Source organism: Hymenobacter psychrotolerans DSM 18569 (genome assembly GCF_900142395.1).
Classification (GTDB): domain Bacteria; phylum Bacteroidota; class Bacteroidia; order Cytophagales; family Hymenobacteraceae; genus Hymenobacter; species Hymenobacter psychrotolerans.
This window is the reverse complement of the sequence record NZ_FRAS01000006.1, coordinates 113,850-136,422: the sequence shown is the minus strand read 5'-3', so window position 1 is coordinate 136,422 and position 22,573 is coordinate 113,850. Positions and strand designations below refer to the sequence as shown.

At 60.5% G+C, this 22,573-nt stretch carries 21 protein-coding genes and 1 riboswitch; of the genes, 6 read left to right on the top strand and 15 right to left on the bottom strand.

Annotated elements, in window-relative coordinates; all coding sequences use genetic code 11:
* The first annotated feature begins 297 nt into the window (after positions 1 to 297).
* Positions 298 to 2,877 (top strand): TonB-dependent receptor, encoded by a 2,580-nt coding sequence (locus BUE15_RS07935; protein WP_073282877.1) that lies wholly within the window; start codon positions 298 to 300, stop codon positions 2,875 to 2,877.
* A gap of 74 nt (positions 2,878 to 2,951) precedes the next feature.
* Here BUE15_RS07935 and BUE15_RS07930 read toward each other — a convergent pair whose 3' ends face one another.
* Both BUE15_RS07930 and BUE15_RS07925 read right to left on the bottom strand, forming a co-directional pair.
* On the bottom strand, positions 2,952 to 3,158 hold the full coding sequence (locus tag BUE15_RS07930) for a hypothetical protein (protein ID WP_073282874.1): 207 nt from the start codon (positions 3,156 to 3,158) through the stop codon (positions 2,952 to 2,954).
* A 60-nt stretch (positions 3,159 to 3,218) separates the two neighbouring features.
* Positions 3,219 to 4,601, bottom strand: a complete 1,383-nt coding sequence (locus tag BUE15_RS07925; RefSeq protein WP_073282871.1) for a dihydrolipoamide acetyltransferase family protein — start codon at positions 4,599 to 4,601, stop codon at positions 3,219 to 3,221.
* A gap of 181 nt (positions 4,602 to 4,782) precedes the next feature.
* Positions 4,783 to 4,897: riboswitch (SAM riboswitch) on the top strand.
* A 257-nt stretch (positions 4,898 to 5,154) separates the two neighbouring features.
* On the opposite strand from BUE15_RS07925, the gene BUE15_RS07920 reads away from it, so the two are divergent.
* Positions 5,155 to 6,381 carry a homoserine dehydrogenase gene (locus BUE15_RS07920; protein ID WP_073282868.1) on the top strand — a complete coding sequence of 409 codons (1,227 nt, stop codon included), beginning with the start codon at positions 5,155 to 5,157 and terminating at the stop codon, positions 6,379 to 6,381.
* 125 nt (positions 6,382 to 6,506) lie between these two features.
* Positions 6,507 to 8,579, top strand: coding sequence for a heavy metal translocating P-type ATPase (locus BUE15_RS07915; protein ID WP_073282865.1), 2,073 nt, complete (start codon positions 6,507 to 6,509; stop codon positions 8,577 to 8,579).
* Between the two features lie 81 nt (positions 8,580 to 8,660).
* Here the strand turns inward: BUE15_RS07915 and BUE15_RS07910 are convergent, their stop codons facing one another.
* The 6 genes from BUE15_RS07910 to BUE15_RS07885 form a co-directional block, all read right to left on the bottom strand.
* Positions 8,661 to 9,206 carry a hypothetical protein gene (locus BUE15_RS07910; RefSeq protein WP_073282863.1) on the bottom strand — a complete coding sequence of 182 codons (546 nt, stop codon included), beginning with the start codon at positions 9,204 to 9,206 and terminating at the stop codon, positions 8,661 to 8,663.
* 12 nt (positions 9,207 to 9,218) lie between these two features.
* Positions 9,219 to 9,542: a hypothetical protein gene (locus tag BUE15_RS07905; protein WP_073282860.1), complete on the bottom strand. Its 324-nt coding sequence runs from the start codon at positions 9,540 to 9,542 to the stop codon at positions 9,219 to 9,221.
* Between the two features lie 12 nt (positions 9,543 to 9,554).
* Positions 9,555 to 10,517, bottom strand: coding sequence for an HTTM domain-containing protein (locus tag BUE15_RS07900; RefSeq protein WP_073282857.1), 963 nt, complete (start codon positions 10,515 to 10,517; stop codon positions 9,555 to 9,557).
* A gap of 32 nt (positions 10,518 to 10,549) precedes the next feature.
* Positions 10,550 to 11,263: a DUF5819 family protein gene (locus BUE15_RS07895; protein ID WP_139252179.1), complete on the bottom strand. Its 714-nt coding sequence runs from the start codon at positions 11,261 to 11,263 to the stop codon at positions 10,550 to 10,552.
* A gap of 453 nt (positions 11,264 to 11,716) precedes the next feature.
* Positions 11,717 to 12,046 carry a hypothetical protein gene (locus tag BUE15_RS07890; RefSeq protein ID WP_139252178.1) on the bottom strand — a complete coding sequence of 110 codons (330 nt, stop codon included), beginning with the start codon at positions 12,044 to 12,046 and terminating at the stop codon, positions 11,717 to 11,719.
* Between the two features lie 16 nt (positions 12,047 to 12,062).
* The gene (locus BUE15_RS07885; protein WP_073282848.1) at positions 12,063 to 12,398 is read right to left on the bottom strand and encodes a hypothetical protein; all 336 of its coding nucleotides are present in this window, start codon (positions 12,396 to 12,398) and stop codon (positions 12,063 to 12,065) included.
* Between the two features lie 483 nt (positions 12,399 to 12,881).
* Between BUE15_RS07885 and BUE15_RS07880 the strand changes: the two genes are divergently transcribed.
* Positions 12,882 to 13,277 (top strand): thiol-disulfide oxidoreductase DCC family protein, encoded by a 396-nt coding sequence (locus BUE15_RS07880; RefSeq protein ID WP_073282845.1) that lies wholly within the window; start codon positions 12,882 to 12,884, stop codon positions 13,275 to 13,277.
* A gap of 71 nt (positions 13,278 to 13,348) precedes the next feature.
* Here BUE15_RS07880 and BUE15_RS07875 read toward each other — a convergent pair whose 3' ends face one another.
* Positions 13,349 to 14,617 (bottom strand): competence/damage-inducible protein A, encoded by a 1,269-nt coding sequence (locus BUE15_RS07875; protein ID WP_073282842.1) that lies wholly within the window; start codon positions 14,615 to 14,617, stop codon positions 13,349 to 13,351.
* A 98-nt stretch (positions 14,618 to 14,715) separates the two neighbouring features.
* Here BUE15_RS07875 and BUE15_RS07870 point away from each other — a divergent pair, with 98 nt between their 5' ends.
* Both BUE15_RS07870 and BUE15_RS07865 read left to right on the top strand, forming a co-directional pair.
* On the top strand, positions 14,716 to 15,537 hold the full coding sequence (locus BUE15_RS07870) for a DUF4197 domain-containing protein (protein ID WP_073282839.1): 822 nt from the start codon (positions 14,716 to 14,718) through the stop codon (positions 15,535 to 15,537).
* Positions 15,538 to 15,643: 106 nt separating this feature from the next.
* Positions 15,644 to 16,402 (top strand): DUF4197 domain-containing protein, encoded by a 759-nt coding sequence (locus BUE15_RS07865; RefSeq protein WP_244535914.1) that lies wholly within the window; start codon positions 15,644 to 15,646, stop codon positions 16,400 to 16,402.
* 70 nt (positions 16,403 to 16,472) lie between these two features.
* On the opposite strand, the gene BUE15_RS07860 is transcribed toward BUE15_RS07865, so the two are convergent.
* The 6 genes from BUE15_RS07860 to BUE15_RS07835 form a co-directional block, all read right to left on the bottom strand.
* Positions 16,473 to 16,835: a hypothetical protein gene (locus tag BUE15_RS07860; protein WP_073282836.1), complete on the bottom strand. Its 363-nt coding sequence runs from the start codon at positions 16,833 to 16,835 to the stop codon at positions 16,473 to 16,475.
* Positions 16,836 to 17,038: 203 nt separating this feature from the next.
* Positions 17,039 to 17,671 carry an ABC transporter ATP-binding protein gene (locus tag BUE15_RS07855; protein WP_073282833.1) on the bottom strand — a complete coding sequence of 211 codons (633 nt, stop codon included), beginning with the start codon at positions 17,669 to 17,671 and terminating at the stop codon, positions 17,039 to 17,041.
* Positions 17,661 to 18,458, bottom strand: a complete 798-nt coding sequence (gene lpxA, locus BUE15_RS07850) for an acyl-ACP--UDP-N-acetylglucosamine O-acyltransferase (RefSeq protein ID WP_073282830.1) — start codon at positions 18,456 to 18,458, stop codon at positions 17,661 to 17,663. The genes BUE15_RS07855 and lpxA overlap by 11 nt, the downstream gene beginning before the upstream one ends.
* Positions 18,459 to 18,571: 113 nt before the next feature.
* On the bottom strand, positions 18,572 to 19,966 hold the full coding sequence (locus tag BUE15_RS07845) for a bifunctional UDP-3-O-[3-hydroxymyristoyl] N-acetylglucosamine deacetylase/3-hydroxyacyl-ACP dehydratase (RefSeq protein WP_073282827.1): 1,395 nt from the start codon (positions 19,964 to 19,966) through the stop codon (positions 18,572 to 18,574).
* A 129-nt stretch (positions 19,967 to 20,095) separates the two neighbouring features.
* Positions 20,096 to 21,136: a UDP-3-O-(3-hydroxymyristoyl)glucosamine N-acyltransferase gene (gene lpxD / locus BUE15_RS07840; protein ID WP_073282825.1), complete on the bottom strand. Its 1,041-nt coding sequence runs from the start codon at positions 21,134 to 21,136 to the stop codon at positions 20,096 to 20,098.
* A 150-nt stretch (positions 21,137 to 21,286) separates the two neighbouring features.
* Complete coding sequence (locus BUE15_RS07835; RefSeq protein ID WP_073282822.1) at positions 21,287 to 22,516, bottom strand: HD domain-containing protein; 1,230 nt, start codon at positions 22,514 to 22,516, stop codon at positions 21,287 to 21,289.
* Positions 22,517 to 22,573 lie beyond the last annotated feature (57 nt).

Below are 22,573 nucleotides of genomic sequence, written 5' to 3'. Positions count from 1 at the left end.
CAACCATTTACAGAAAGGCTCCGGCTACTCAGCCGGAGCCTTTCTGTTTGCCACAGCCGTAGCGGGTACCTGAAACCAAAAAAAACCGATGCTCAACCAACCTTGCCGGCAAAAGCGTGTCTGTGGCTTCGGCTGGCTGGCGAAACCAGCGGATGATTTGTGGGTTTTCAGGGGCAGAAACTGCTGGTTAGTCGGTTTGATTTTCGGGCCTTTGGCACCTGAGGTAAGTTCGCGCCAACAATAGAGCAGCCATAACGCCGCGCCGGTTTGCCGGGCGGCATCTTTCAATAGAAGTTCATGAAAAAGATTTTCCTCGTTCTGGTTCTCACCACGGCTGGCCGACTGGGCTGGGCACAGATGCCACAGGGCGAACGGCCTGCAGGAGCTATGCGCCCGGCTGGTGCCCCCGGCCAGGCGCCCCCCCAGGCCGCCCCGCAGGCAGGCTCCGGACGAATTACGGGTGTCATCACGGATGCCGCCACCAAGCAGCCGGTGCCTTACGCCACCGTGGTGCTGCTGAACCCGGCCACCGGCAAAGCCATAGACGGCACCTCCGCCGACGACAACGGCAAATTCTCGATTCCGCGCATAGCCGCCGGCACCTACACCGTGCAGATCAGCTTTATCGGCTACAAGAACGTGGAGAAGACCGGCGTGGTGATTACCGACGCGGGCAACACGGTAGCGCTGGGCGATATCACGCTCGAATCGTCGGCGCAGAAGCTGGGAGACGTGCTGGTGGAAGGCCAGCGCAGCCTGATAGAGGAGAAGGTGGACCGCACCGTATACAACGCCGAAAAGGACGAAACCACCCGCGGTGGCGACGCTACCGACGTGCTCAAGCGCGTGCCCATGCTCTCCGTGGACCTCGACGGGAACGTGAGCCTGCGCGGTAGCTCCAACATCCGGGTGCTCATCAACAACCGGCCCAGTACCATCTCGGCCAATAGCATTGCCGATGCCCTGAAGCAGATTCCGGCCGACCAGATCAAGTCGGTGGAAGTGATTACCTCGCCCTCGGCCAAGTACGACGCGGAAGGTTCGGGCGGCATCATCAACATCGTGACCAAGCAGAACAACCTGCAGGGCTTCACGCTGGATTTGCGCTCCAGCGTGGGGCTGCGCAGCTCCGACCTGGGCCTGAGCGCCTCGTACCGGGTAGGCAAGATGGGCTTTTCGCTGGGCGGCGGCGGCCGGGGCCAGTACAATACGCCCGGCAGCTTCCGCAACGAGCAGCAGACCTATTCCATCCAGGATGAGGACCCGGGCAACCGCGAGCTGCTGAGCCGCACCGTGCAGGCCGCCGACACCCGCAACCAGAACCTGTTCGGGCGCTACTCATTGGGCTGGGACTACGACATCAACAAGTACAACTTCCTGTCGGCCTCGGTGCAGCTGGGGTTGCGCAACGGCTCCAACTATCAGGACGACCAAAGCACTAACATCAGCTATATTGATGGGCGCCTGCCGATATCCAGCCTGCGCGACATCAAGGTGCTGGACAACTCCAACACGCTGGATGCCACGCTCAACTACACGCGCACGTTCGAAACGCCCCAGCGCGAGTTCAGCCTGCTGGCCCAGTACAGCCGCAACACGCGAACCAACAACTTCACCAACCTGATTCTGAGCGGCGAAGACATCGGTGACAACCTGCGCAACGAAAACGACAGCTACAACCAGGAAGTGACGCTGCAGGCCGACTACCAGACGCCGCTAAGCAAAACCCAGCTGCTCGAATTCGGGGCCAAGGACATCATGCGCCGCGTAAACAGCGACTATACCACGCTGCTCAACGGGCAGCCGCAGGCCGGCACCAACCTTTCGAACGTATTCGACTACAACCAGAACGTAGCGGCGGCGTATGCCTCGTACACGCTCAGCTTCCTGAAAAGCTACACGCTGAAAGCCGGCGCCCGCTACGAGTACACCACCATCGACGCCAACTTCCGCACCGAAAACGGGCCTTCCATTCCGTCGTATGGGGTGCTGGTACCCAGCGTGAACCTGTCGCGCAAGCTGGCCAACGGCAACGTGCTGAAAGCCGCTTACAACCGCCGCATTCAGCGTCCTTCGCTGCAGTTTCTGAACCCCAACCGCCAGGTGCCCAACCAGGTAAGCACCAGTGAGGGCAACCCGCTGCTGCGGCCCGAGTACACCAACAATTACGAGTTGGGCTACAACACGTTCATCAAGCAGACTTCGCTCAACTTCTCGGTTTTCGCGCGCAACACCGACGGCTCCATCCAGCCGATTCGCACCCAGGACGGGGCCATCGTGCGGACGACGTACGCCAACATCGGGACGGAAAACGCTTACGGGGGCAGCCTGAACGCCAATATCAACATCAACAACAAGCTGACGCTGGGAGGCGGTGCCGACTTGTACTACGCCACCCTCGACAACAACATTTCGAGCCCGCTCTACGCCGCCAGCAACGAAGGCTGGGTGGCCAGCGGCCGGATGATGGGCGGCTACGCCTTCACCAAAGGCTGGGGGCTGCAGGCTTTTGCGTTCTACCGCGGCCGGCAGGTGCAGCTGCAGGGCTACCAGGGCGGCTTCGGGGTGTACAGCATGGGGGTGAAGAAGGACTTCGCCGATAAGAAAGGCTCTATCGGTTTCGGGGCCGACAACTTCTTCACGCCAACCAACAAAATCCGCAACTCCATCAGCACGCCTTTCCTCGACCAGAACAGCGTGAACGTGCTCCGGCGTACCGGCTTCCGGATGAACGTGAGCTACCGCATCGGTAAAATGAGCATGGCGCCCACCCGCCGCAAACGCTCCGTCAACAACGACGACCTGAAGGATGGCGGCGACGGTGGCAACGGCGCCGGCGCCACGCCCGCGCAGGGCCCCAGCGGCGGCCGTCCCTAAACCTGAGTAACTACGCCACAAAAAAGCCCGGCCTTGAGAAAGGTCGGGCTTTTTTGTGGCGTATAGTTAGCTGGCTAATTGCGGACCTTGGCGCTGTCGGGGGCGGTGCCGCGGGTGGCCTGCGTGAGCTTGTTCTGCAGCTGAAACGTGACCTGCATGCAGTCTTTGGCGTTTTGCTCAGCGGCGGCCAGCTTCTGCTCGGCGTCGGAGAGGCGCAGGTACAGAAACACAATCAGGGCCAGCGAAATAACCAGCGCCCCCAGGGTGATGACGTTTTTCATAATGGGTTGGTCAAAAGAAAAGCCCGCCGGAACGACGGGCTTTCCAGTAAGTACAGCAGCTTAAATAGCCGTGTTCGGGTCGAATTGCTCCAGGTAATCGGCCACGCGGCGCACAAACTGCCCGCCGAGCGAGCCGTCTACCACGCGGTGGTCGTAGGAGTGGCTCAGGAACATGAAGTGGCGGATGCCGATAAGGTCACCCTGCGGCGTTTCAATCACGGCTGGCTTCTTCTTGATGGCGCCCACAGCCATGATGGCCACCTGCGGCTGCATGATGATGGGCGTGCCCATCACGTTGCCGAACGAGCCTACGTTGGACACGGTATAGGTGCCGCCTTCCAGATCCTCGGGCTTCAGCTTGTTGGCGCGGGCGCGGTTGGCCAGGTCATTCACCCGCTTGCTCAGGCCGTTGAGGTTGAGTTGGTCGGCGTTGTGAATAACCGGCACGATGAGGTTGCCGGAGGGCAGCGCTACAGCAACACCCACGTTGATGTCGCGCTTCTTGATGATGTAGTCGCCTTCCACCGACACGTTGATGTTCGGGAAATCCTGGATGGCGCGCGCAATGGCCTGGATGAAGATGGGCGTGAAGGTGAGGTTTTCGCCTTCGCGCTTCTTGTAGGCATCCTTGTGCTTGTTGCGCCAGTTCACGATGTCCGTCACGTCGGCCTCCACGAAGGACGTAACGTGCGGCGAAATGCGCTTCGAGTCTACCATGCGCTGCGCAATCATCTTGCGCATACGGTCCATTTCAATCAGCTCCTGGTTGCCGTTCACCGAAGGCGCGGCTTTGGGGGCAGCTGGCTGAGCGGCGGCCGGCTGCGGAGCCGGGGCAGCAGCTGGTGCGGAAGCAGCAGCGGCGGGAGCAGCCTGCGGTGCAGCAGCCTGAGGCTGGGCCGAAGCCGAAGCATTCAGCGGTTTTTTGCCGGCGGCCACATAGTCGAGGATGTCTTTCTTGGTAACGCGGCCTTCGCTGCCGGTGCCGGGCAGGTAGTCGAGGTCGGCCATCGAAATGCCTTCTTCGCGGGCAATGCTGAGCACCAGCGGCGAGTAGAAGCGGCCGGTCTGGGGCTGCGCGGCGGGTGCGCTTACGGGCTGCGGCGTGCCGGCTTCGGGCATGTAAGGCACGTCGGCCGCTCCGTTGTCGGCGGGGGCCGAAGCAGCAGGGGCGGCGGCCGGAGCCGATGCGCCAGCGCTGGCCGCGTCGGTTTCTACAATAGCAATGGGCGCACCTACCGCTACTACCTGGCCTTCCTGCACCAGGATTTCCTGTAGTACACCGGCATGGATGGCGGGCACTTCGGTATCGACTTTGTCGGTGGCGACTTCCAGCACGGATTCATCCTGCTCGATGGTGTCACCTACTTGTTTGAGCCATTTCAGGACGGTGCCTTCCATGATGGATTCGCCCATCTTGGGCATCGTCATTTCCACTCGTGCCATGCGGTAGGGGTAGGGGTTGTGTTGTGGGGTGGGGAATTTGCGGACTCAAAGGTAACAGAAAGCCAGAACGCCGGCCAAATGACGAAAGCTGCCGTGCCCAATACCGGCAGCCACCGTCCAGAGCGGCATACTTGCGCCGAGGGGTTTGGGTTGTATATTTGGCCCGCGCCCCGGCTTGGGGCACTTATCAAGAAAGGCGGAGGGACAGGCCCTATGATGCCTTAGCAACCAGTAGCAATACCAGGTGCTAAATCCTGTTTCAGGCCTACTTCGGTGGGCCCGGAAGAAGATAAGCTGAATTGAGGCCCTATGTTTCAGTAGGGGCGGCTCTTCTGTCTTGTCGGAAGGGCTTTTTTTGTGCCCTTTCGGTGGGAAATCTTGATCAGGTGCTTTGGGCGGGCTGCGCGTTTCACGCACGTAAACTCTCTGACTTATGCCTGTTTCAATCCCTGTTTCGCGTTTTTTCCGGTGCCTGCTTGCCCGGGCCGCTTCGGTAGCCGCGGCCGCGCCTCATGCGGCGTTGCATAGTCGTCTGCCCTTTTAGCTGCTGCCCATGATCCGCAAAGACATTCGCATCGGCCTGTTTGGGTTTGGGGTAGTGGGCCAGGGCCTGCACACGGTGCTGGCGCGCACGCCCGGCCTGCGCGCCCGCATCGGCCGCATAGGGGTGAAGGACCGCGCCAAACCGCGCCCGTTGCCCGCCGGCCTCTTCACCTACAGCCGCCACGACCTGCTGCAGGACGACTCCCTCAACGTGATAGTGGAGCTGATTGATGACGCCGACGAGGCTTACCGCATCGTGACGGAGGCGCTGCGGCGCGGCAAGGCCGTGGTGACGGCCAACAAGAAGATGCTGGCCGAGCACCTGCCCGAGCTGATTGACCTGCAGCGCCAAACGGGTACGCCACTGCTCTACGAAGCCGCCGCCTGTGCCAGCCTGCCTGTCATCCGGAATCTGGAGGAATACTACGACAACGACCTGCTCGAATCGGTGGAAGGCATCATCAACGGCTCTACCAACTACATTCTCACGGCCATGCACCACGACGCGCTGTCGTTTGAGCAGGCGCTGAGCCAGGCGCAGGCCCTGGGTTTCGCCGAAAGCAACCCGGCTCTTGATGTGGAAGGCCTTGATGCGCGCAACAAGCTGGTGCTGCTGCTGGCCCACGCTTTCGGGCTGGTGGTGGCGCCCACGCAGCTGCTCACCATCGGCATCGACCGGATCAGTCCGCTGGCTACTGCCTACGCCAAAGAGCAGGGCTATGCGCTGAAGCTGGTGGCGGAAGCGCGGCGCCTGCCCGGCAACGGCTCGGTGGCGGCGGCCGTGCTGCCCATGCTCGTGAAGCCGGAGCACGAGCTGGCCCGCGTGCAGGACGAGTACAACGGCCTCATCACCCAAAGCAGCTTCGCCGACCGACAGTTCTTTCTGGGCCGCGGAGCCGGTGCTTTTCCTACCGCGTCGGCCGTGCTTTCCGACCTGTCGGCCCTGACCTACGGCTACCGCTACGAATACAAAAAGCTGCACCAGCAGGCGCACCTGGCGCTGGCGCCCTCAGCAGCCGAGCTTGAGATATTGGTAACATTTACAGATGCGGCAGCTCCTAACGAAGCCGATTTCCGGCAGCTGCACGAGCAGTTCCGGTCCGGCACGCGCGGCCACTACCTCACCGGCACCATCGGGCTGGAAAGGCTGGCGCAAGCGGCGTGGCTGCGGGCTCCCGGCATCTGCGTAGTGCGGCTGCCCGGGCCGCTGCGAGCTGCTCCGGCGGCGGCAGAGTAGTGGCTGAAGCAGCTCGCAGCGGTCAGCTCTAATCGGCGGGCCCTACAGCGCCGCACTTTCTGCGTAGACAGATACGTATTGTCTGCTGCCAGCCTTTTGGGCCGGCACAGCTTCTGCTTCTCTATATGCCTGATCCGACCTCCCGCAACCTCAACGAAGAGCTCAATACCGCCAAGCAGGCCCAGCCCGAAAACGTAGGGGCGCTAAACCGGGAGCAGCTCACGCCCGAAGCCGCCGCCCAGCCCCAGGGCCACGATGTGCCCGGCCACGACCACGCCGGCCACTCGCACGACGACCTGAGCTTCGACGACCACGACCACGACCATGACCACGGACCGGCCGGCGACCATCCGTATCTGCTGCCCGGCATCAGCCTGGGCCTGTTGCTGGCGGGCCTGGCCCTGGACTATTTTGGGGTGGGGTTTTTCAGCGGATATGTTCGGCTGGTGTGGTTTGGGGTAGCATTTCTGCTGGTGGGCTGGAAGGTGATGCAGGCTGCCGTGCTGAGCATTCCATCCGGCAACGTGTTCAATGAGTTTCTGCTCATGACCATTGCCACGCTGGGCGCCTTTGCCATTGGCGAATACCCGGAAGGCGTGGCCGTGATGCTGTTCTACACCGTGGGCGAGCTGTTTCAGGATGCTGCCGTAAACCGGGCCAAGCGCAGCATCCGGGCGCTGCTAGAAATTCAGGCCACCGAAGTCACGGTGCTCCGCGACGGGCAGCCGTTGGTGCTCGACCCCCGGCAGGTGCAGCCCGGCGACCTGATGGAAGTGAAGCCCGGCGAGAAAGTGGCGCTGGATGGCCTGCTGCAGACGGCGGCCGCCTCCTTCAACACGGCCGCCCTCACGGGCGAGTCGGCGCCCCAGACCAAGCAGCCAGGCGAAGCCGTGCTGGCCGGCATGATTAATCTGGAAACCCTGGCCCACGTCTCCGTCACGGCCGCCTTCGCCGATACCAAGCTCGCCCGGATTCTGGCCATGGTGCAGGATGCGGTGGGCCGCAAAGCCAAAACCCAGCAGTTCATCACGCGCTTTGCCAAGGTGTACACGCCCATTGTGGTAGCGCTGGCGGTGTTGCTGGTGGTGGTGCCGTATTTCGTGGTCGAGGACTATGCGTTCCGCACGTGGCTGTACCGGGCGCTGGTGTTTCTGGTGATTTCCTGCCCCTGTGCGCTGGTTATCAGTATTCCGCTGGGCTATTTCGGCGGTATCGGGGCCGCGTCCAGGGCGGGCATTCTGTTCAAAGGCTCCAACTTTCTGGATGTGCTGCGCGAAATAGACACCGTAGTAATGGACAAAACCGGTACGCTCACGCAGGGTGTGTTTGCGGTGCAGCAGGTGCAGCCAGCCCCGGGCGTGGAGCCGGCCCGACTGCTGCGGCTGGCCGGTGCGCTGGAAGCCAAGTCTACGCACCCTATTGCTAAGGCCGTGGTGGCCCACGCCGGAGCCGCTGCGGCTGGCGCGGCAGTAGAAGGAGTAGAGGAAATAGCCGGCCACGGCTTGCGGGGCCAGGTGGAAGGCCAGGAGGTGCTGGCCGGCAATGCCAGGCTGCTCAGTAAGTTCGGTGTAGCCTACCCGCCCGAAATCGACGAGGTAGCCGACAGTATTGTAGTGGTGGCAGTGGACGGCCAGTACGCTGGCTACCTCACCGTGGCCGACGCCCCCAAAGAAGATGCCGCCCGTGCCGTGCAGGAACTCAAGGCCGATGGCATCACGCGGCTCATCATGCTCTCCGGCGACAAAGACAGCATCACGCAGCGCGTGGCCCGGCAGCTGGGCATCAGCGAAGCGCACGGCGGCCTGCTGCCCGAAGACAAAGCCCGCTACGTGCAGCAGTATCTGGCGGAAGGCCGCCGGCTGGCCTTCGTGGGCGACGGGGTGAACGATGCGCCGGTGGTAGCACTGGCTGATGTGGGCATTGCCATGGGCGGGCTGGGCTCCGACGCCACCATCGAAACAGCCGACGTAGTCATCCAAACCGACCACCCGAGCAAAATTGCCACTGCCCGCCGCATTGCCCGCGCCACCCACAGCGTTGTGTGGCAGAATATCTGGCTGGCATTCATCGTGAAGGGCATAGTGCTGACCCTGGGCGCCGGCGGGCTGGCCACTATGTGGGAAGCGGTATTTGCCGATGTGGGCGTAGCCCTGCTGGCCATTCTGAATGCCGTCCGGATTCAGCGCATGAAGTTTTAAGCCACTCAGCCGCCACCTGGCGGGCCGAACAGATGCTCCGGCCCGCCAGGTGGCGGCTGATGTATAGCGCAGAGAATGACCCTACGTGAGCCGCGCAACCAGTGGCTTGGCAATGCTGCGGCCAACCATAAGCGCCAGCAGGCTGCCCAGAATAATGGTAACACCGTTCATGAAAATGTTCTGGGCAAAGAAGGGCAGCTGCGCAAACGAATTTACCACCGAGTCGTCGGGGATGCGGCCAGCATTAGCCGACATGCGGGCCACCGTTTCGGCGTAGGTCTGCGGAATGCTGGCATCAATCAGCTGGCAGTACAGCAAATCGAGGGTGAAGCAGCACAGCAGCGTGCCCGCCGACAGCACCAGCACCAGCCAGATGCCTTTGGTGGGCGCCAGGTGGTTGCGGAACGCGTCGGCCCGGTGCTGAGAAATGGGGAAGGCGTACAGGATGCCGGCCGTAACCAGCATCAGCAGTCCGGGCACCACCGGCAGCAAAATCATCCGGTCGTCCCGGAACAGGCCAGTGTCCGGGTCCATCCAGTTGTAGAACACCATGTACAGCAGGCTCAGGTACACCAGGGAAGCCAGCAGAGTCCAGGTCAGCAGCGTGAAGAGTAGGTCTTTTTTCATTGGAAAGTAGGTTTAGGGACGGTTGCGCCGCGCCGTAGCCCGCAGGCCGGCCCGGTAATACAGAATGCTCAGGCCAGTATGTATTGCCAGCACCCAGGTGTAGCGGTCCTGCGCATAGGTCAGGCCCACGAGCAGCGTATTGGCCACCACCCCGGCTACATAGGGCAGTATAATACCCAGCCCCAGCAGCGCCCGGAAAGCCGGGTCGCGCAGGGCAGCGCCTACGGTGTGGGGGAAGTGGAAAGCCCGGTTTGCAAACAGCCGCCGGTGCAGCGCCAGCCCCAGCGCGGTGCTGGCCAGATGCGTGAGAAACAGAGCCAGAAATGTATTGGTCATGACAGGCGGGAATTAGGAGGAAAGGGGCTGGTTGGCAGATACGGCCGCTGTCCGCTCCAGCACTGGCACCGGGCGTGGCTGGCTCCGGCGCGGCAGCAGCCGGCGTGCATATGCCAGAATCTTCACGTAGTGCAGATTGGTGATGAACATGGCGTATGAGCCAATCATAATCCAGGAAAAGTTATCAATCCGCATGAAGTACCAGATGCCCATGTGCAGCAGCACCCCACCCACGATAACCGGCCATTTGGTAGGCCGGAACCAAATCAGAAACGCAAACGACAATTCCCACAGAATGGTGAAATACGTGCTCAGGACCACGAAATAGTGGTTCTGGGTGAGCGGAATGTTCCAGTCGGTCTGCCGGAACTCGTCTACGCGCATGGTGTAGTAGGTGGCAGTGCCGTTGAGCCACAGGTCGCCTTGCAGCTTCGCTAGCGCCGTGAAAAAGTACACGTAGCAGATCTGGATCAGCAGGGCCAGCGCGGCGTAGCGCATCATTAGGTTGCCGGCTTTGCTCAGGGCCGCCGGCCACCGCCACTGCCAGGTGGGGCCCAGCCGGTTGTAGCGGTAGGCGTCGGCCAGAATCAGGAAGGGCAGCGTAACTTCTATCACGTTGTCGGAGCCGTCGAGGATAAAGCCATTGCGCTGCTTGAACACCAGCAGCAGCAGCCACAGCACCAGCGCCGACGCGCGCCCGAACACCCCGAAAAACACCAGAAACGCTACCACAAACGTCAGCAGCACGAAAGCCTGGGGCGCGTAGGCCACGTGGAACGGATAGAGCAAGGCTTCCAGGCCATAGGCGTGCATCAGGCCCACGTACATGTCGTAGTCGACGATGGCCTCAGCCCCGAGCAGGTCATCGGCCATGGGCAGGTAAAAAATCATGTTTTTCATGATCAGGGCTGCCAGCAGGCACCGGAAAACCGACAGCCCGATAGAATTGCGTAGCAAATCAGAAGTAGGAAACATGGCGTAGGAAGTAGAGGTGGCCAACTAAGAGATTAGCGGAGCGCCAGGCGCAACGGATACGCCTCGCTGGTCAGGTGAGAATACCGGGAATTCTTCTCGTTGAAGTAGTCTGTTTCCCGCTTGGAAAAGCGCGGAAATTCCTGGTTCAGCACGCGGTACGTCACCAGCACGGAGTCGGCGCCGGCCCACGACGGATGCGCCTGGCACATCCGCCGGAACGTGTGCCGCGAGTACTGCATAATGGCCCGGTGCCCCGACGACTGGGCAATGACTCCGCGCAGGAACCGGCGGGTTTTGGCAGTGTCCTGCGCCAGCGTGTCCTGGCGGGTCGCAAACTTGATGGCCTTGTTCTGGGTCTCAATCACCTCATTGGTGGAGGCGGAAATGTGCTTCAGAACGCGCTGAACCGGCGACCAGTAGCTTACTTTTTTGAGGTCTGTGAGTGGCTCCACCACATCAACCCAGCCGGAAAGCCGCGGCTCCCCTTTCTGGAAAATCTGATATTGAAACAGCAGGCGCTGGTTGGAGGCAATTGGATTGGGGGCAAACAGGTTCCAGGTCTGCGAAAACCACGGATTCATGTACCCCTGGATTTGGTATTTGTATTGGTGGCTGATAGGGTTGGCGGGCAGCATACTGAACGCCACCACCGTGAAATGGCCCACCAGCACCAGCGTCAGCACGGTGTGCAGTACCGGGGTGGAGTATTTGGAAAGAAGGAAGCGGAAGGCAGAGGTTGGTTTCATAGCACGCAGCATGGTGAAAAAACACGGCACACGGACTGCGCAGCACCTGCCTGCGCAAACAGACGGGCGTGGTATATTTCCGTGAAGCTGGTAGTGTGAAGGAGGGGCAACGGGGCAACCCCGATGCTACAGGCACAGCCTCGCTGAACTGCGACGCAGCTGAGCAACGCTGTGCCTGGGTATGCATGGGTTCGGTGAGCCCGCCAGGGCTCCCGGCTGCAACAGCCGTTTCTGTGAGTGCGGCGAGCCTACAGGCATCAAATCAGCGGTTTAGCCCTCGCTGACTATGCCGGCTCTGCAATGCCAGACGCAACCGGCAGCCGGGAGCCGTACCATCAACCCTGAAAAGTGCCAGAGCTTTCGGTGGTGGCCCACGAAATGACAAAAAATGAAATGCGCAGAGTAAGCTTCCGGAACCCTTCCCGGTCGGGGAGGCCTACCCAGCACAGTGTGTTAGATAGCCGCAGCTTTCATATCAAACTCCGAGAAATCAGTGCTCTTATACGACTCGAGCAGGTGGGCGCTGATTACCTCATTGTTGTTGCCGCCAGCTGCTTCGCGGTAGCCCGTGTACACGCCATAGGCAAAGGCGCCCACCACTACCACGCCAAAGGCCACTGCCGCCACGGCCGGGAAGGCCGCCTGCTCCAGCTCCATGTTAGCGGCCTGAGGCGCCGTTATCTGGGTGTAGGAGCCCAGGGCTACGGTGTTTTGGATGGATGCGGCAAAGAGCATCACCGTGAGCATGCAGGCCGCAACAACCCGCTGAAATTTGTGTAGCATTTTCATAGCTGCGGAGTTAGTTGTGGCTTACCTGATCAAATTCCGAGAAGTCCGACGCCTTGTAGCTGGCGCGCTCATAGCTGAGGGACATCTCGTTGTTGCGGCCCATCAAATCGTGAGCAGCGTGCCCCACGATAGTGCCAATCTCATAAGCACCCACTACTGCACCTACCACGGCGCCCACCACAGCTACTCCCGCCGCAATGGCACCCCAGCCAAAGGCCGCGTCCTGCTGGCTACTCATGGCCGCGTAAGTCGGCGCCTGGCGGTAGCTGCCTACCGCAACAGCATTCTGAATGGAGAATTGAAAAAGGGTTAAGCTCAATACGGCCGCCGCAATGGGCCGTTTCATCTTGCGTAAATTTCTCATCACTGAAGAAAATGAAGGGTTGAAAAGATGAATGGCACTATGACCAGGAAGGACAATGGAGATACTGCCGCCGGTATATGCTACCCGCAGTATTTAGGATTTTTTAGGCATAGGGATGCGCCCCGCAGTTTGCGGTGAGCCAAACAGGCAGCAATAGGAGACCCGCCAAAGTGCTAATAAGCACATCAGGATGGCAGGGGCCAGTACGCAATAGGGGTGTGGGAGCTAGCAGGGCGCGGTAGGCACTGACGGGGCTAAACCGTGCAGTGGTAGTAGCTGCTAATCAGATAGCAGGCGCTAATCAGTGAGACCAAATAACACTTCTTGCAAGTAATAAGCAAGAGGGTATATGATTTTTTTTCATTCTTTTTTCTCAATTGTGTTTTTGATATAGAAAAACTGTATACTAGATAATTGCAAATGCCGGTATTCAGGCCTTGCCTGTAACTGTCTAAACAAGCCTATATGAAAGATATAATCTTTTTTGATGGCGTCTGTAACCTGTGCGACGGATTTGTGCACTTCGTTATCGACCGAGACGAGGCGGCGCGCTTCCGGTTTGTGTCGCTACAGTCAGAGGTGGCGCAGCAGTTGCTGCACCAGCATGGGCAGCTGCCGCCAGCTGTACCCGCCACTATCTACCTGCTGCGAGCAGGCAAGCTCTACGAGCAGTCGGAGGCCGTGCTGCTGATTCTGCAACAGCTGGGTTCGGGGTGGCGCTATGCGTCGGGGCTGCGGGTGCTGCCCCGCTTCATTCGGGACTGGGCCTACCGCCTGGTGGCCCGCCACCGCTACCTTATTCTGGGCCGGCAGGTGGCCTGCCGCATTCCCACACCAGCCCTGCGGCAGCGGTTTCTGTAACGCTGCCGCAGGGCCGGTGTGGATATCTGCGTGCTCCGTTCGTGAGTGTATAGGAGAAAGTTGGGCCACCTTCAGACTGTGCTTCCAGCGGGCTTTGGGAGGTGGAGCCGCAGCAGGTTCAGGGCCATAGTCACGGTGTATTCCACGTTCAGCTGCCGTCCCCGATTGAACGTGAAGCGCCGGCTCACCGTCTGCTGCGCATCGGCGTAGGCAATGCAGATCGTGCCCACTGGTTTGTCCGGAGTGCCACCGCTGGGGCCGGCAATGCCGCTGGTCGCCAGCGCCACATCCACGCCCAGCTGCCGACGCGCGCCTTCGGCCATTTCCCGCACGGTTTCTTCGCTCACGGCGCCGTAAGTGGCCAGCGTTTCGGGCTTCACACCTAGCTGCTGCTGCTTTATGCGGTTGTCATAGGCCACCACGCTGCCCATAAAATAAGCTGAGCTGCCCGGTACACTCGTGACACGATGGGCCAGCAGGCCGCCGGTGCAGCTTTCGGCGGTGCCCAGCGTGAGGCCGCGCTCCAGTAGCAGGCGGCCAATGGCGTCCTCCAGCTTTACTTCGCCTTCGGCAAATACATGCTCGCCCAGCCGCTCCCGCAGGGCTGGCAACAGCGCTTCCATGCGCTGGCGCAGGTCGGGCTGGCCGTCGGCGTTGCCGGTCAGCCGCAGCCGTACCCCGCCCAGGTAGGGGAGGTAGGCCAGCTTGAAATTAGGAGGCAGCGCGGCTTCCCAGTCCGCAATCTGCTCGGCCAGAAACGACTCGCCCAGGCCCACGGTCTGCACCACAATGTGCTCAATCGGGGGCACCTGGAACAGGGCCTGCAGGCGCGGCAGCACGGCCTCCGTCATCAGGTATTTCATTTCGTGCGGCACGCCAGGCATGCTGACGAATACGGTGCCCTGGTCCTCAAACCACATGCCCGGCGCCGTGCCCACGGCATTAAACAGCACCTCACACTTGGCCGGCACCAGCGCCTGCTGCCGGTTTACATCCAGCATGGGGCGGTTGAAGCGCCGGAAGATACCTTCCACATGTTCCAGCGTGGGCTGGTGCATCACCAGCTCCGAATGGAAATAGCGGGCCAGTACGTGCTTGGTCAGGTCGTCTTTGGTGGGGCCGAGGCCGCCGGTCATCAGCACGACCTGGGCCCGCTGCCGGGCCTGGTCGAGAGCGGCCACAATCTCATCGGCGCGGTCAGATACGCTGCTGATCTGCCGCACCCGCAGCCCGATCTTGCCCAGCTCTTGCCCCATAAAAGCCGAGTTGGTATCGATGACCTGCCCGTAGAGCAGTTCGTCGCCAATGGTCATGATTTCAACGTCGGGCAGCAGTGGCATACAGGAGTGGTTAGGATAGGACTGGGATTTGGCGCAATTTGGCACCCTGACGCGTAAGACCGCCACACTGGCCGTCTGGTTTTCGTCATCTGCCGCATATGTCCGCTATCCGTACGCTCACTTTCGCCCTCGCCCTGGCCCTGGTTGTGCCCCTGGCCACTCAGGCTCAGACCAAAAAGACGACAACCACTACCAAAAAAACTACGACGGCCAAGAAAACCACTACCAAAGCGCCGGCAAAAACTCCCGCAAAAACCACCACCAGCTCCACCACAACCAAGGCTACCACCGTAGTAGCGCCGGTGAAGATTCCGCTGACCGATACCGACGCCAGCAGCGGCCTGAAGGAGGCTCTCACCCAAAGTATCACGCGCAGCATAGAGCAGGCCTCCGCCCTCGACGGCTTCAATGCCAACGCCGATATCCGGATTCCATTTCCGCCCGAGGCCGAGCTGGTAGCCACCACGCTGCGGGGCCTGCGGATGGGCGCACTCGTAGACCGATTTGAGGTAGCGCTAAACCGTGGCGCCGAAACGGCCGCCAAAGAGGCCGCGCCCATCTTTCTGGGTGCCCTGCAAAACCTGAGTTTTCAGGATGCGCTGAGCCTGGCCACCAGCAAGGAAACCGACGCGGGCACCACCTTCCTCTACGAAAAGACCGCCGAGCAACTCAAAGCCGCGTTTCAGCCCACCATCAAGCAGTCTTTGGACCAGACGGGGGCAACCAAGTTGTATGCGGAAATGGTAACCCGCTACAACAAGATTCCGCTCGTGACGCCCATCAACGCCGACCTGAACGCCTACGCCAGCGAGAAAACCGTGAACGGCCTCTTTACGCTGATTGCTGACGAAGAAGCCAAGATTCGGGCTAATCCGGCGGCGCGGGGCAGTGAGCTGCTGAAGCGGGTGTTTGGGAAGTAAACGAGCCTTTTGCGGCGCGCTGGGAAACCTGCGGGCGTTTGGTCCGGTTTGTGCAATTGTCGCGGCAAGGCTTCGGCCTGTTTCTGTGTTCTCTGCCGCTCCTACCATGAACAAACGCCTGCTTCTCATGCTGCCCCTGGCGCTGCTGGGCTTCCAGCTTAGCGCCTCCGCCCAGATTTTTACGCTACCCAAAATCGGCACCATCAAGCTGCCGCCGCTCCCCAAATCTGGTACGGCCGGCACCAGCAAGGGCGGGCTGACTGATGCGGAGGCGGCCAATGGCCTGAAGGAAGCGCTGGTGCAAGGCATCAGCAAAGGAGCCGACCAGGCCTCCCAAACCGACGGGTTCAACCTGAACCGGCTGATCCGGATTCCGTTTCCGCCCGATGCCCAGCGCGTAGCCACCACGCTTCGCAGCATCGGGCTGGGCAGCCAGGTGGATAAGTTTGAGCTGTCGTTGAACCGCGGCGCCGAGGATGCTGCCAAAAGCGCCAAGCCCATCTTCCTGTCGGCCATCAGGAGCCTGACTTTTTCGGATGTCTGGAACATCCTGACCGGCGAGAAGAATGCCGCCACGCAGTACCTGCAGCGCACCACCACCGCGCAGCTCAGCACGGCGTTTAAACCCATCATTCAGCAGAGCCTCAGCAAAGTAGGCGCCACCCGCTACTACACCGACCTGACCACCCGCTACAACCGGATTCCGCTCGTGACGCCCGTGCAAACCGACCTGAACCAGTATGCCACTGACAAGGCTATCGGCGGCTTGTTTACCCTTATTGCGCAGGAAGAAGCCAACATTCGGGAGAACCCAGTAGCGCGTACCACAGACCTGCTTAAGCGAGTGTTCGGCCGCAAAAGCTAAGTAAGCCGCGCATAAAAAAGAGCCTGCACAAACTGTACAGGCTCTTTTTTATGCGCGGACATTGGGAGCCCTAATAGTCGTCGTAGTCGGAGTTGCGGCCGCTGTTGCGCGAGCTGCCGGCACTGCCGTACTCGTCGTCGCCATCCGAGAAGTCGTCATCATCCAGGTCGTCGAGACTGGTGAATTTGGTGTCGGATTCCGAGTCTTCGGAGGCATCGGCCAACTCAAACTCGTCCTCGCTCATGTTGGCCAGGTCCAGGGCTTCGTCGTGCGAGGAGCCGGTGTCGCGCCACATCAGGTAGTCGGCGTACTTAGCGGAAAGCTGGTCTTCGGAAGAGCCCCGGGTTTTGCTGCCCCCAGTGCGGGCAAAATTATCCAGCTCATCGTCGTCGCCGAGCAGGTCATCATCGTCGAGGTCGTCGTATTGTCTCATGGCCTTGGTCAGGGGCGGTAAGAAGGTGAAAAAGAAGTGTGCGTATACCGCCGTTTCAGCTGCGAAGATACGGCACGAACCGTTTTCAGTTACTGGTTGAGTTGCCTTTTTCGTGGGTGGCTGCACGCCGCCAGTTGCCAGCCGGCTGCCGAATACGGCGCGCCGGAAGCTACATAAAATACGCAACGCTGCGCCACTACAGCCTACCGGGCAGCTTGCGCGCCGAAATCTGTAATCAGTAGCTGGCTGCTGCAGAAGTCGTACTCTTCCGGCACGTTGGAGGAAACCAGCACCGTGCGGCCCGCCAGCGTAGCACGCACATGCTCCTGGTACCAGGCTACGCCCGCCCGGTCGAGGTTGGTGGTGGGTTCGTCCAGCAGGAGCAGGGGCGTATCGGCGTAGAGGGCCAGGGCCAGCTTGAGGCGCTGCTTCATGCCCGAGGAAAAGTCCCGCACCAGCTTGTGGCTCGACTTCTCCAGATACATCAGCTCGATCAGCTGCTTCGGGCCGAAACCGGGGCGCAAAGGCTTGAAGCGAGTATGAAATTGCAGCAGCTCAGTGAGCGTGAGTTCCTCAATCAGCTCCAGATAAGGGGCCGCATATGCCAGCAGCGGGGGCATTTCTTCCACCGGCACCAGCGTACCGGCCTGCGTATACCGAAGCGTGCCGGCAGTCGGCAGCAGCTGCCCCGACAAGGTGTTGAGCAGCGTGCTTTTGCCAGCTCCGTTCGGGCCCAGCACTGCCGTGGCTGTTCCGGGCTGGAAAGTGTGCGTCAGGCCCCGGAAAATCCAGTCGCGGGCGTAGCGCTTGCTCAGCCCGGTTGCTTCAATCTGCACCGTTGCCGCCGCGCGAGTAGCCCTTGATGATGCCGCGGCCCGAGTTGCGCACAAAATTCACCACTTCGTCGCGCTCCGGCGAGGGAGCCAGCTCCAGCTCAATCTTGTCGAGGGCGTCGTTGTTGTTCATGCCGCCCAGAAACAGCAGGCGGTAGAGCTGCTGAATTTCCGAGATTTTCTGGTCGGAATAGCCCCGGCGGCGCAGCCCGATGCTGTTGATGCCGGCATAAGTAAGCGGCTCGCGCCCGGCCTTCACGAACGGCGGTACATCCTTGCGCACCAGAGAGCCACCCGAAATCATGGCGTGCGGGCCCACCTTCACGAACTGGTGCACGGCCGAAGTACCGCCGATGATGGCATGGTCGCCGATTTCGACGTGGCCGGCCAGCTGCACCGCATTGGCTAGCACACAGTTGTCGCCAATCATGCAGTCGTGGGCTACGTGCACATAGGCCATCAGCAGGCAGTTAGCACCTACCACGGTCCGGAGCCGGTCCACGGTACCCCGGTTCACGGTCACGCACTCCCGGATTACGGTGTTGTCGCCGATATGAACCGTTGTTTTCTCGCCCGCAAACTTGAGGTCCTGCGGCATGGCTGCAATAACAGCGCCGGGGAAAATCTTGCAGTTCTTGCCAATCCGGGCCCCGGCCATAATGGTGACGTTGGGGCCAATCCAGGTGCCTTCCCCAATTTCAACATCCTTGTCGATGGTGGTGAAAGGCTCCACTACCACGTTCTGGGCTATTTTGGCTTGCGGGTGAATATAGGCGAGCGGCTGGTTCATTCGTTGGTTAATTAGTAATCAAGAATTAATAATTAAGAAGTGTCTCAACGAAGCGCAACCGGGTCATCGTCGGAGAAGGAGACATTCTTAGCTACTAATTACTAATTGGAACATTAGGCGTCTTTGCGGACAATGCTGGCTGACATTTCGGCTTCCATCACCACTTTGCCATTCACAAAGGCCTGGCCCTTCATTTTGGCAATGCCGCGCTTGATGGGCGCCAGCAGCTGGCAGCGGAAAATGATGGTGTCGCCGGGCACCACCTTGCGGCGGAACCGACAGTTCTCGATGCCCATGAAGTAGGTCCAGTAGTTTTCCGGGTCGGGCACGGTGTTCAGTACCAGAATACCGCCGGTCTGGGCCATGGCCTCAATCTGCAGCACTCCTGGCATAACCGGATTGCCCGGGAAATGGCCCATGAAAAACGGCTCGTTCATCGTTACGTTCTTCACCCCCGTCACGGTGGTGGCGTCCAGATGAATGATTTTGTCGATGAGCAGGAACGGGTAGCGGTGGGGTAGGGTAGCGGCTATCTGATTGACATCCATTACCGGCAGCCGCGAAGGGTCGTAGCTGGGCACCGGCGACGAGTCGGCTTCCAGCATCTTCTTCTTGATTTTCTTGGCGAAGGCCACGTTGGCGGCGTGGCCGGGGCGGGCCGCCAGAATCTGGCCTTTGAGCGGGCGGCCCACCAGGGCCAGGTCGCCTACCATGTCGAGCAGCTTGTGGCGGGCCGGCTCGTTTTTGTGGCGCAGGTCCACGTTGTTGAGGATGCCTTCCTTCTTTACGGCCACCCGGGGCTTGCCCAGCATGGTAGCCAGCTCAGCCAGCTCGTCTTCGCTCACCACCCGGTCTACCACCACAATGGCATTGCTCAGGTCGCCGCCCCGAATCAGGTTTTGCTTGTACAGCGCTTCCAGCTCGTGCAGGAAGCAGAACGTACGCGACGAGGAAATTTCGCTTTTGAAATTGCTGATATCGGTGAGCGAGGCGTGTTGCGAGCCCAGCACCGGCGAGTTGTAGTCGACCATCACCGTGAGGCGGTAGTCGTTGAGGGGCAGCGCCGCAATTTCTACCCCGCGGTTGTTATCGAGGAAGCGGATTTCTTCCGGAATTTCGAAGTAGTTGCGTAGCGCGTTCTGCTCCTCCAGTTCGGCCGCTTCCAGCGCCTGAATGAACTCGTAGCTGGAGCCGTCCATGATGGGCGGCTCGGGGCCATCCAGCTGAATCAGTACGTTGTCGATTTGCAGGCCTACCAGCGCCGCCAGCGTGTGCTCTACCGTGTTTACGCGGGCCCCGTTCTGCTCGATAGTCGTGCCGCGGGAAAGGTCTACTACGTTGTCGACATCGGCGTCCACGATGGGCTGGCCGGGCAGATCAACGCGCTGGAATTTGTAGCCGTGGTTTACCGGTGCCGGGCAGAACGTCATCGTGGCCTGTACGCCGGTATGGAGGCCAATGCCACTCACCGTGACGGGCGCCTTGATGGTATGTTGCTTATCGTTCATTGGAGGAAGCTAAAAGCGGGCGCTAAGAGCTGGAAGCGTATAATAAAACCAGAAGTCAGAAGCCGGGAAGCTAGAGCAGGTCAACATTCTAGCTTCTGACTTCTGACTTCCGGCTTCCGTGGGGCAAAGCTAGGACTTTTCCGGCGGGTTTGTGCCGCGCTCCAGTTGCGTGAGGCGGCGCTCCAGCTCGGGCAGGTGGCGGAAAACGGCATTTGCCCGCAGGCTGTCGCGCAGGCTAAAGGCCGGGGAGCCCTGCAGCAGAATGCCCTCTTCCTTAATAGACTTGCCCACGCCCGACTGCGCCGTGACGGTGGTGCGGTTGGCCAGCGAAAGGTGCCCGGCAATGCCGGTCTGGCCGGCCAGTACGCAGAAGTCGCCGATTTTGGTGGAGCCCGAAATGCCCGTCTGCCCCGCTACTACGGTATGCCGCCCAATCTCCACATTGTGGGCAATCTGCACGAGATTATCGATTTTGGAGCCTTCCCGGATGATGGTGGAGCCCATAGTAGCGCAGTCGATGGTGGCGTTGGCCCCAATGCTCACGTTGTCTTCCAGCACCACATTGCCGATCTGCGGAATGGTGCGGTAGGAGCCATCGGGCTGCGGCGCAAACCCAAACCCATCGGAGCCGATAACGGCGCCGGCATGCACGGTGCAGCGGTTGCCGATAACGGTTTCGGCGTAGACTTTGGCCCCGGCGTACAAAATTGTGTTATCCCCGATTTTGCACCGGTCGCCGATGAACACGTGCGGGAAAATGACCACGTCGTTGCCGATCTGGCAGTTCTCGCCGATGTAGGAAAACGCGCCGCGGTAGTGGTTGTCGCCGATGGTGGAGCTGCCCGCCATATAGGCCGGCTCCTCTACGCCACGCTTGCCGGTGCGGGTGGCCTGCTGGTAGAACTCCAGCAGCGTAGTGAAGCTGGTGTACGGGTCATCAACGCGGATAAGGGCGGTAGCCACCGGCTGCTTCAGCTCCAGCGTACGGCTCACGATGACTGCCGAGGCACCCGTAGTATACAGGTGGGGCTCATACTTGAGGTTGGAGAGGAAGGAGAGGGCACCCGTTTGGGCCTCTTCGATTTTGGCCAGCCGGTCAATCCGCTGGCTTGCGTCGCCTTCTACTGCGCCGCGCAACACTTCTGCTATCTGGCCTACCGTAAATTCCATAGGGCGCAAAAGTAGGGAATGTTAAGAGGTGTTGTGTCATCCTGAGCAGAGCGAAGAATCTTACTATGGCTGCGTTTCCACCAGATACCTATTGTTCTAACGGGAGCAGGTTCTTCGCTGTGCTCAGGATGACAGGGTTTTACCAACTCCTCACAGAATCTCCTTGGGGTAGCAGATGTAGTGCTTCTCTACGCGCTGGCCCAGGGCCTTGATGTTGGGCAGGTCGGAGGCTTCGGCTACGTTTACTACGCGGCCGCGCTTGGTAAGCACATCAATGGTGTCTTGGCCGTCGGCGTCGTAGGCATTGTTGCTGATGCGGCCGGCTATCATCAGCTGCGCGGCTTCCTGATGGTTCAGGCCAAACCGCTCGGCAATCAGCTCCACAATGCCCACTTGAAAATCGTCGTCGAAGGACTGGCTCTGGAGCGTAATCTTGAACAGCCGCCGGTCCAGGAGGCTTTGCGCCAGAAAGTTGAGGACTTTATCGGGGTGGTCGGCCCAGAGCTTCACGGCGCTCCACACGTCGGTATCGTCGAGGCGGGTGAAGCGGCGCAGAATCCGCTCGTCCTGCTCAAACTCCTGTTGCGTAATGTTGCGCGAAAGGAAGAAGTGCAGGTTGGGCGAGGCCGGCACCTCTACCCCAGCCCGCACCAGATTGCGGGCATGCTCCATAATCCTAATCACCATCTGCTCGGCGCTGGTTACGGTTTTGTGCAGGTACACCTGCCAGTACATCAGGCGGCGGCTCACCAGGAAGTTCTCGATACTGTACACGGCCTTTTCCTCCAGCACCAGCCGCTCGTCCACCACGGTCAGCATCTTGATGAGGCGGTCGGCGCCGGGGCGGCCCTCCTGCACGCCGGTATAGAACGAGTCGCGGTTGAGGTAGTCGAGCCGGTCCATGTCGAGCTGGCTGCTCACGAGCTGATGGAAGAACGGCCGGTGGTAGGTGCCCTTGAAGATGGCAATAGCCAGGTCCAGCGCGCCGCCAAACTCGGCGTTCAGCTTCTGCATCAGGTGCAGGCTGATTTCCTCGTGGTGCACATCATGGAAAATGCTGCGCTCCAGCGCGTGGGAGAGGGGACCGTGGCCGATGTCGTGGAGCAGGATGGCAGCCTGGGCGGCCTCGCCTTCGCGCGCCGAAATCGGGATGCCCTTGTCTTTGAGCGTGCGCAGCGCCAGAGACATCAGGTGCATGGCGCCCAGCGCGTGATGGAAACGGGTGTGCAGCGCCCCCGGATACACAAACATGGTGAGCCCCAGCTGCTGAATGCGCCGCAGCCGCTGAAAATACGAATGCTCAATCAGGTCGAACAACAGCTCCGTCGGGATGGTGACGAAACCATACACCGGGTCGTTGAAGATTTTCTTTTTATTCATACAACGGTCCGCCAGACGTTGGCCTAGCGCATCAGTAAGGGGTGTTTTGGGCGTGGC

Excerpts from the sequence above, each read along its gene's own strand:
- BUE15_RS07835 (WP_073282822.1), bottom strand. The coding sequence starts at position 22,516 with ATGAATAAAAAGAAAATCTTCAACGACCCGGTGTATGGTTTCGTCACC.
- BUE15_RS07875 (WP_073282842.1), bottom strand. The coding sequence starts at position 14,617 with ATGCCACTGCTGCCCGACGTTGAAATCATGACCATTGGCGACGAACTG.
- BUE15_RS07905 (WP_073282860.1), bottom strand. The coding sequence starts at position 9,542 with ATGACCAATACATTTCTGGCTCTGTTTCTCACGCATCTGGCCAGCACC.
- BUE15_RS07935 (WP_073282877.1), top strand. The coding sequence starts at position 298 with ATGAAAAAGATTTTCCTCGTTCTGGTTCTCACCACGGCTGGCCGACTG.
- BUE15_RS07930 (WP_073282874.1), bottom strand. The coding sequence starts at position 3,158 with ATGAAAAACGTCATCACCCTGGGGGCGCTGGTTATTTCGCTGGCCCTG.
- BUE15_RS07865 (WP_244535914.1), top strand. The coding sequence starts at position 15,644 with ATGAACAAACGCCTGCTTCTCATGCTGCCCCTGGCGCTGCTGGGCTTC.
- BUE15_RS07885 (WP_073282848.1), bottom strand. The coding sequence starts at position 12,398 with ATGAAACGGCCCATTGCGGCGGCCGTATTGAGCTTAACCCTTTTTCAA.
- BUE15_RS07890 (WP_139252178.1), bottom strand. The coding sequence starts at position 12,046 with ATGCTACACAAATTTCAGCGGGTTGTTGCGGCCTGCATGCTCACGGTG.
- BUE15_RS07915 (WP_073282865.1), top strand. The coding sequence starts at position 6,507 with ATGCCTGATCCGACCTCCCGCAACCTCAACGAAGAGCTCAATACCGCC.
- lpxD (WP_073282825.1), bottom strand. The coding sequence starts at position 21,136 with ATGGAATTTACGGTAGGCCAGATAGCAGAAGTGTTGCGCGGCGCAGTA.
- BUE15_RS07845 (WP_073282827.1), bottom strand. The coding sequence starts at position 19,966 with ATGAACGATAAGCAACATACCATCAAGGCGCCCGTCACGGTGAGTGGC.
- lpxA (WP_073282830.1), bottom strand. The coding sequence starts at position 18,458 with ATGAACCAGCCGCTCGCCTATATTCACCCGCAAGCCAAAATAGCCCAG.
- BUE15_RS07900 (WP_073282857.1), bottom strand. The coding sequence starts at position 10,517 with ATGTTTCCTACTTCTGATTTGCTACGCAATTCTATCGGGCTGTCGGTT.
- BUE15_RS07860 (WP_073282836.1), bottom strand. The coding sequence starts at position 16,835 with ATGAGACAATACGACGACCTCGACGATGATGACCTGCTCGGCGACGAC.
- BUE15_RS07920 (WP_073282868.1), top strand. The coding sequence starts at position 5,155 with ATGATCCGCAAAGACATTCGCATCGGCCTGTTTGGGTTTGGGGTAGTG.
- BUE15_RS07895 (WP_139252179.1), bottom strand. The coding sequence starts at position 11,263 with ATGAAACCAACCTCTGCCTTCCGCTTCCTTCTTTCCAAATACTCCACC.
- BUE15_RS07880 (WP_073282845.1), top strand. The coding sequence starts at position 12,882 with ATGAAAGATATAATCTTTTTTGATGGCGTCTGTAACCTGTGCGACGGA.
- BUE15_RS07870 (WP_073282839.1), top strand. The coding sequence starts at position 14,716 with ATGTCCGCTATCCGTACGCTCACTTTCGCCCTCGCCCTGGCCCTGGTT.
- BUE15_RS07925 (WP_073282871.1), bottom strand. The coding sequence starts at position 4,601 with ATGGCACGAGTGGAAATGACGATGCCCAAGATGGGCGAATCCATCATG.
- BUE15_RS07910 (WP_073282863.1), bottom strand. The coding sequence starts at position 9,206 with ATGAAAAAAGACCTACTCTTCACGCTGCTGACCTGGACTCTGCTGGCT.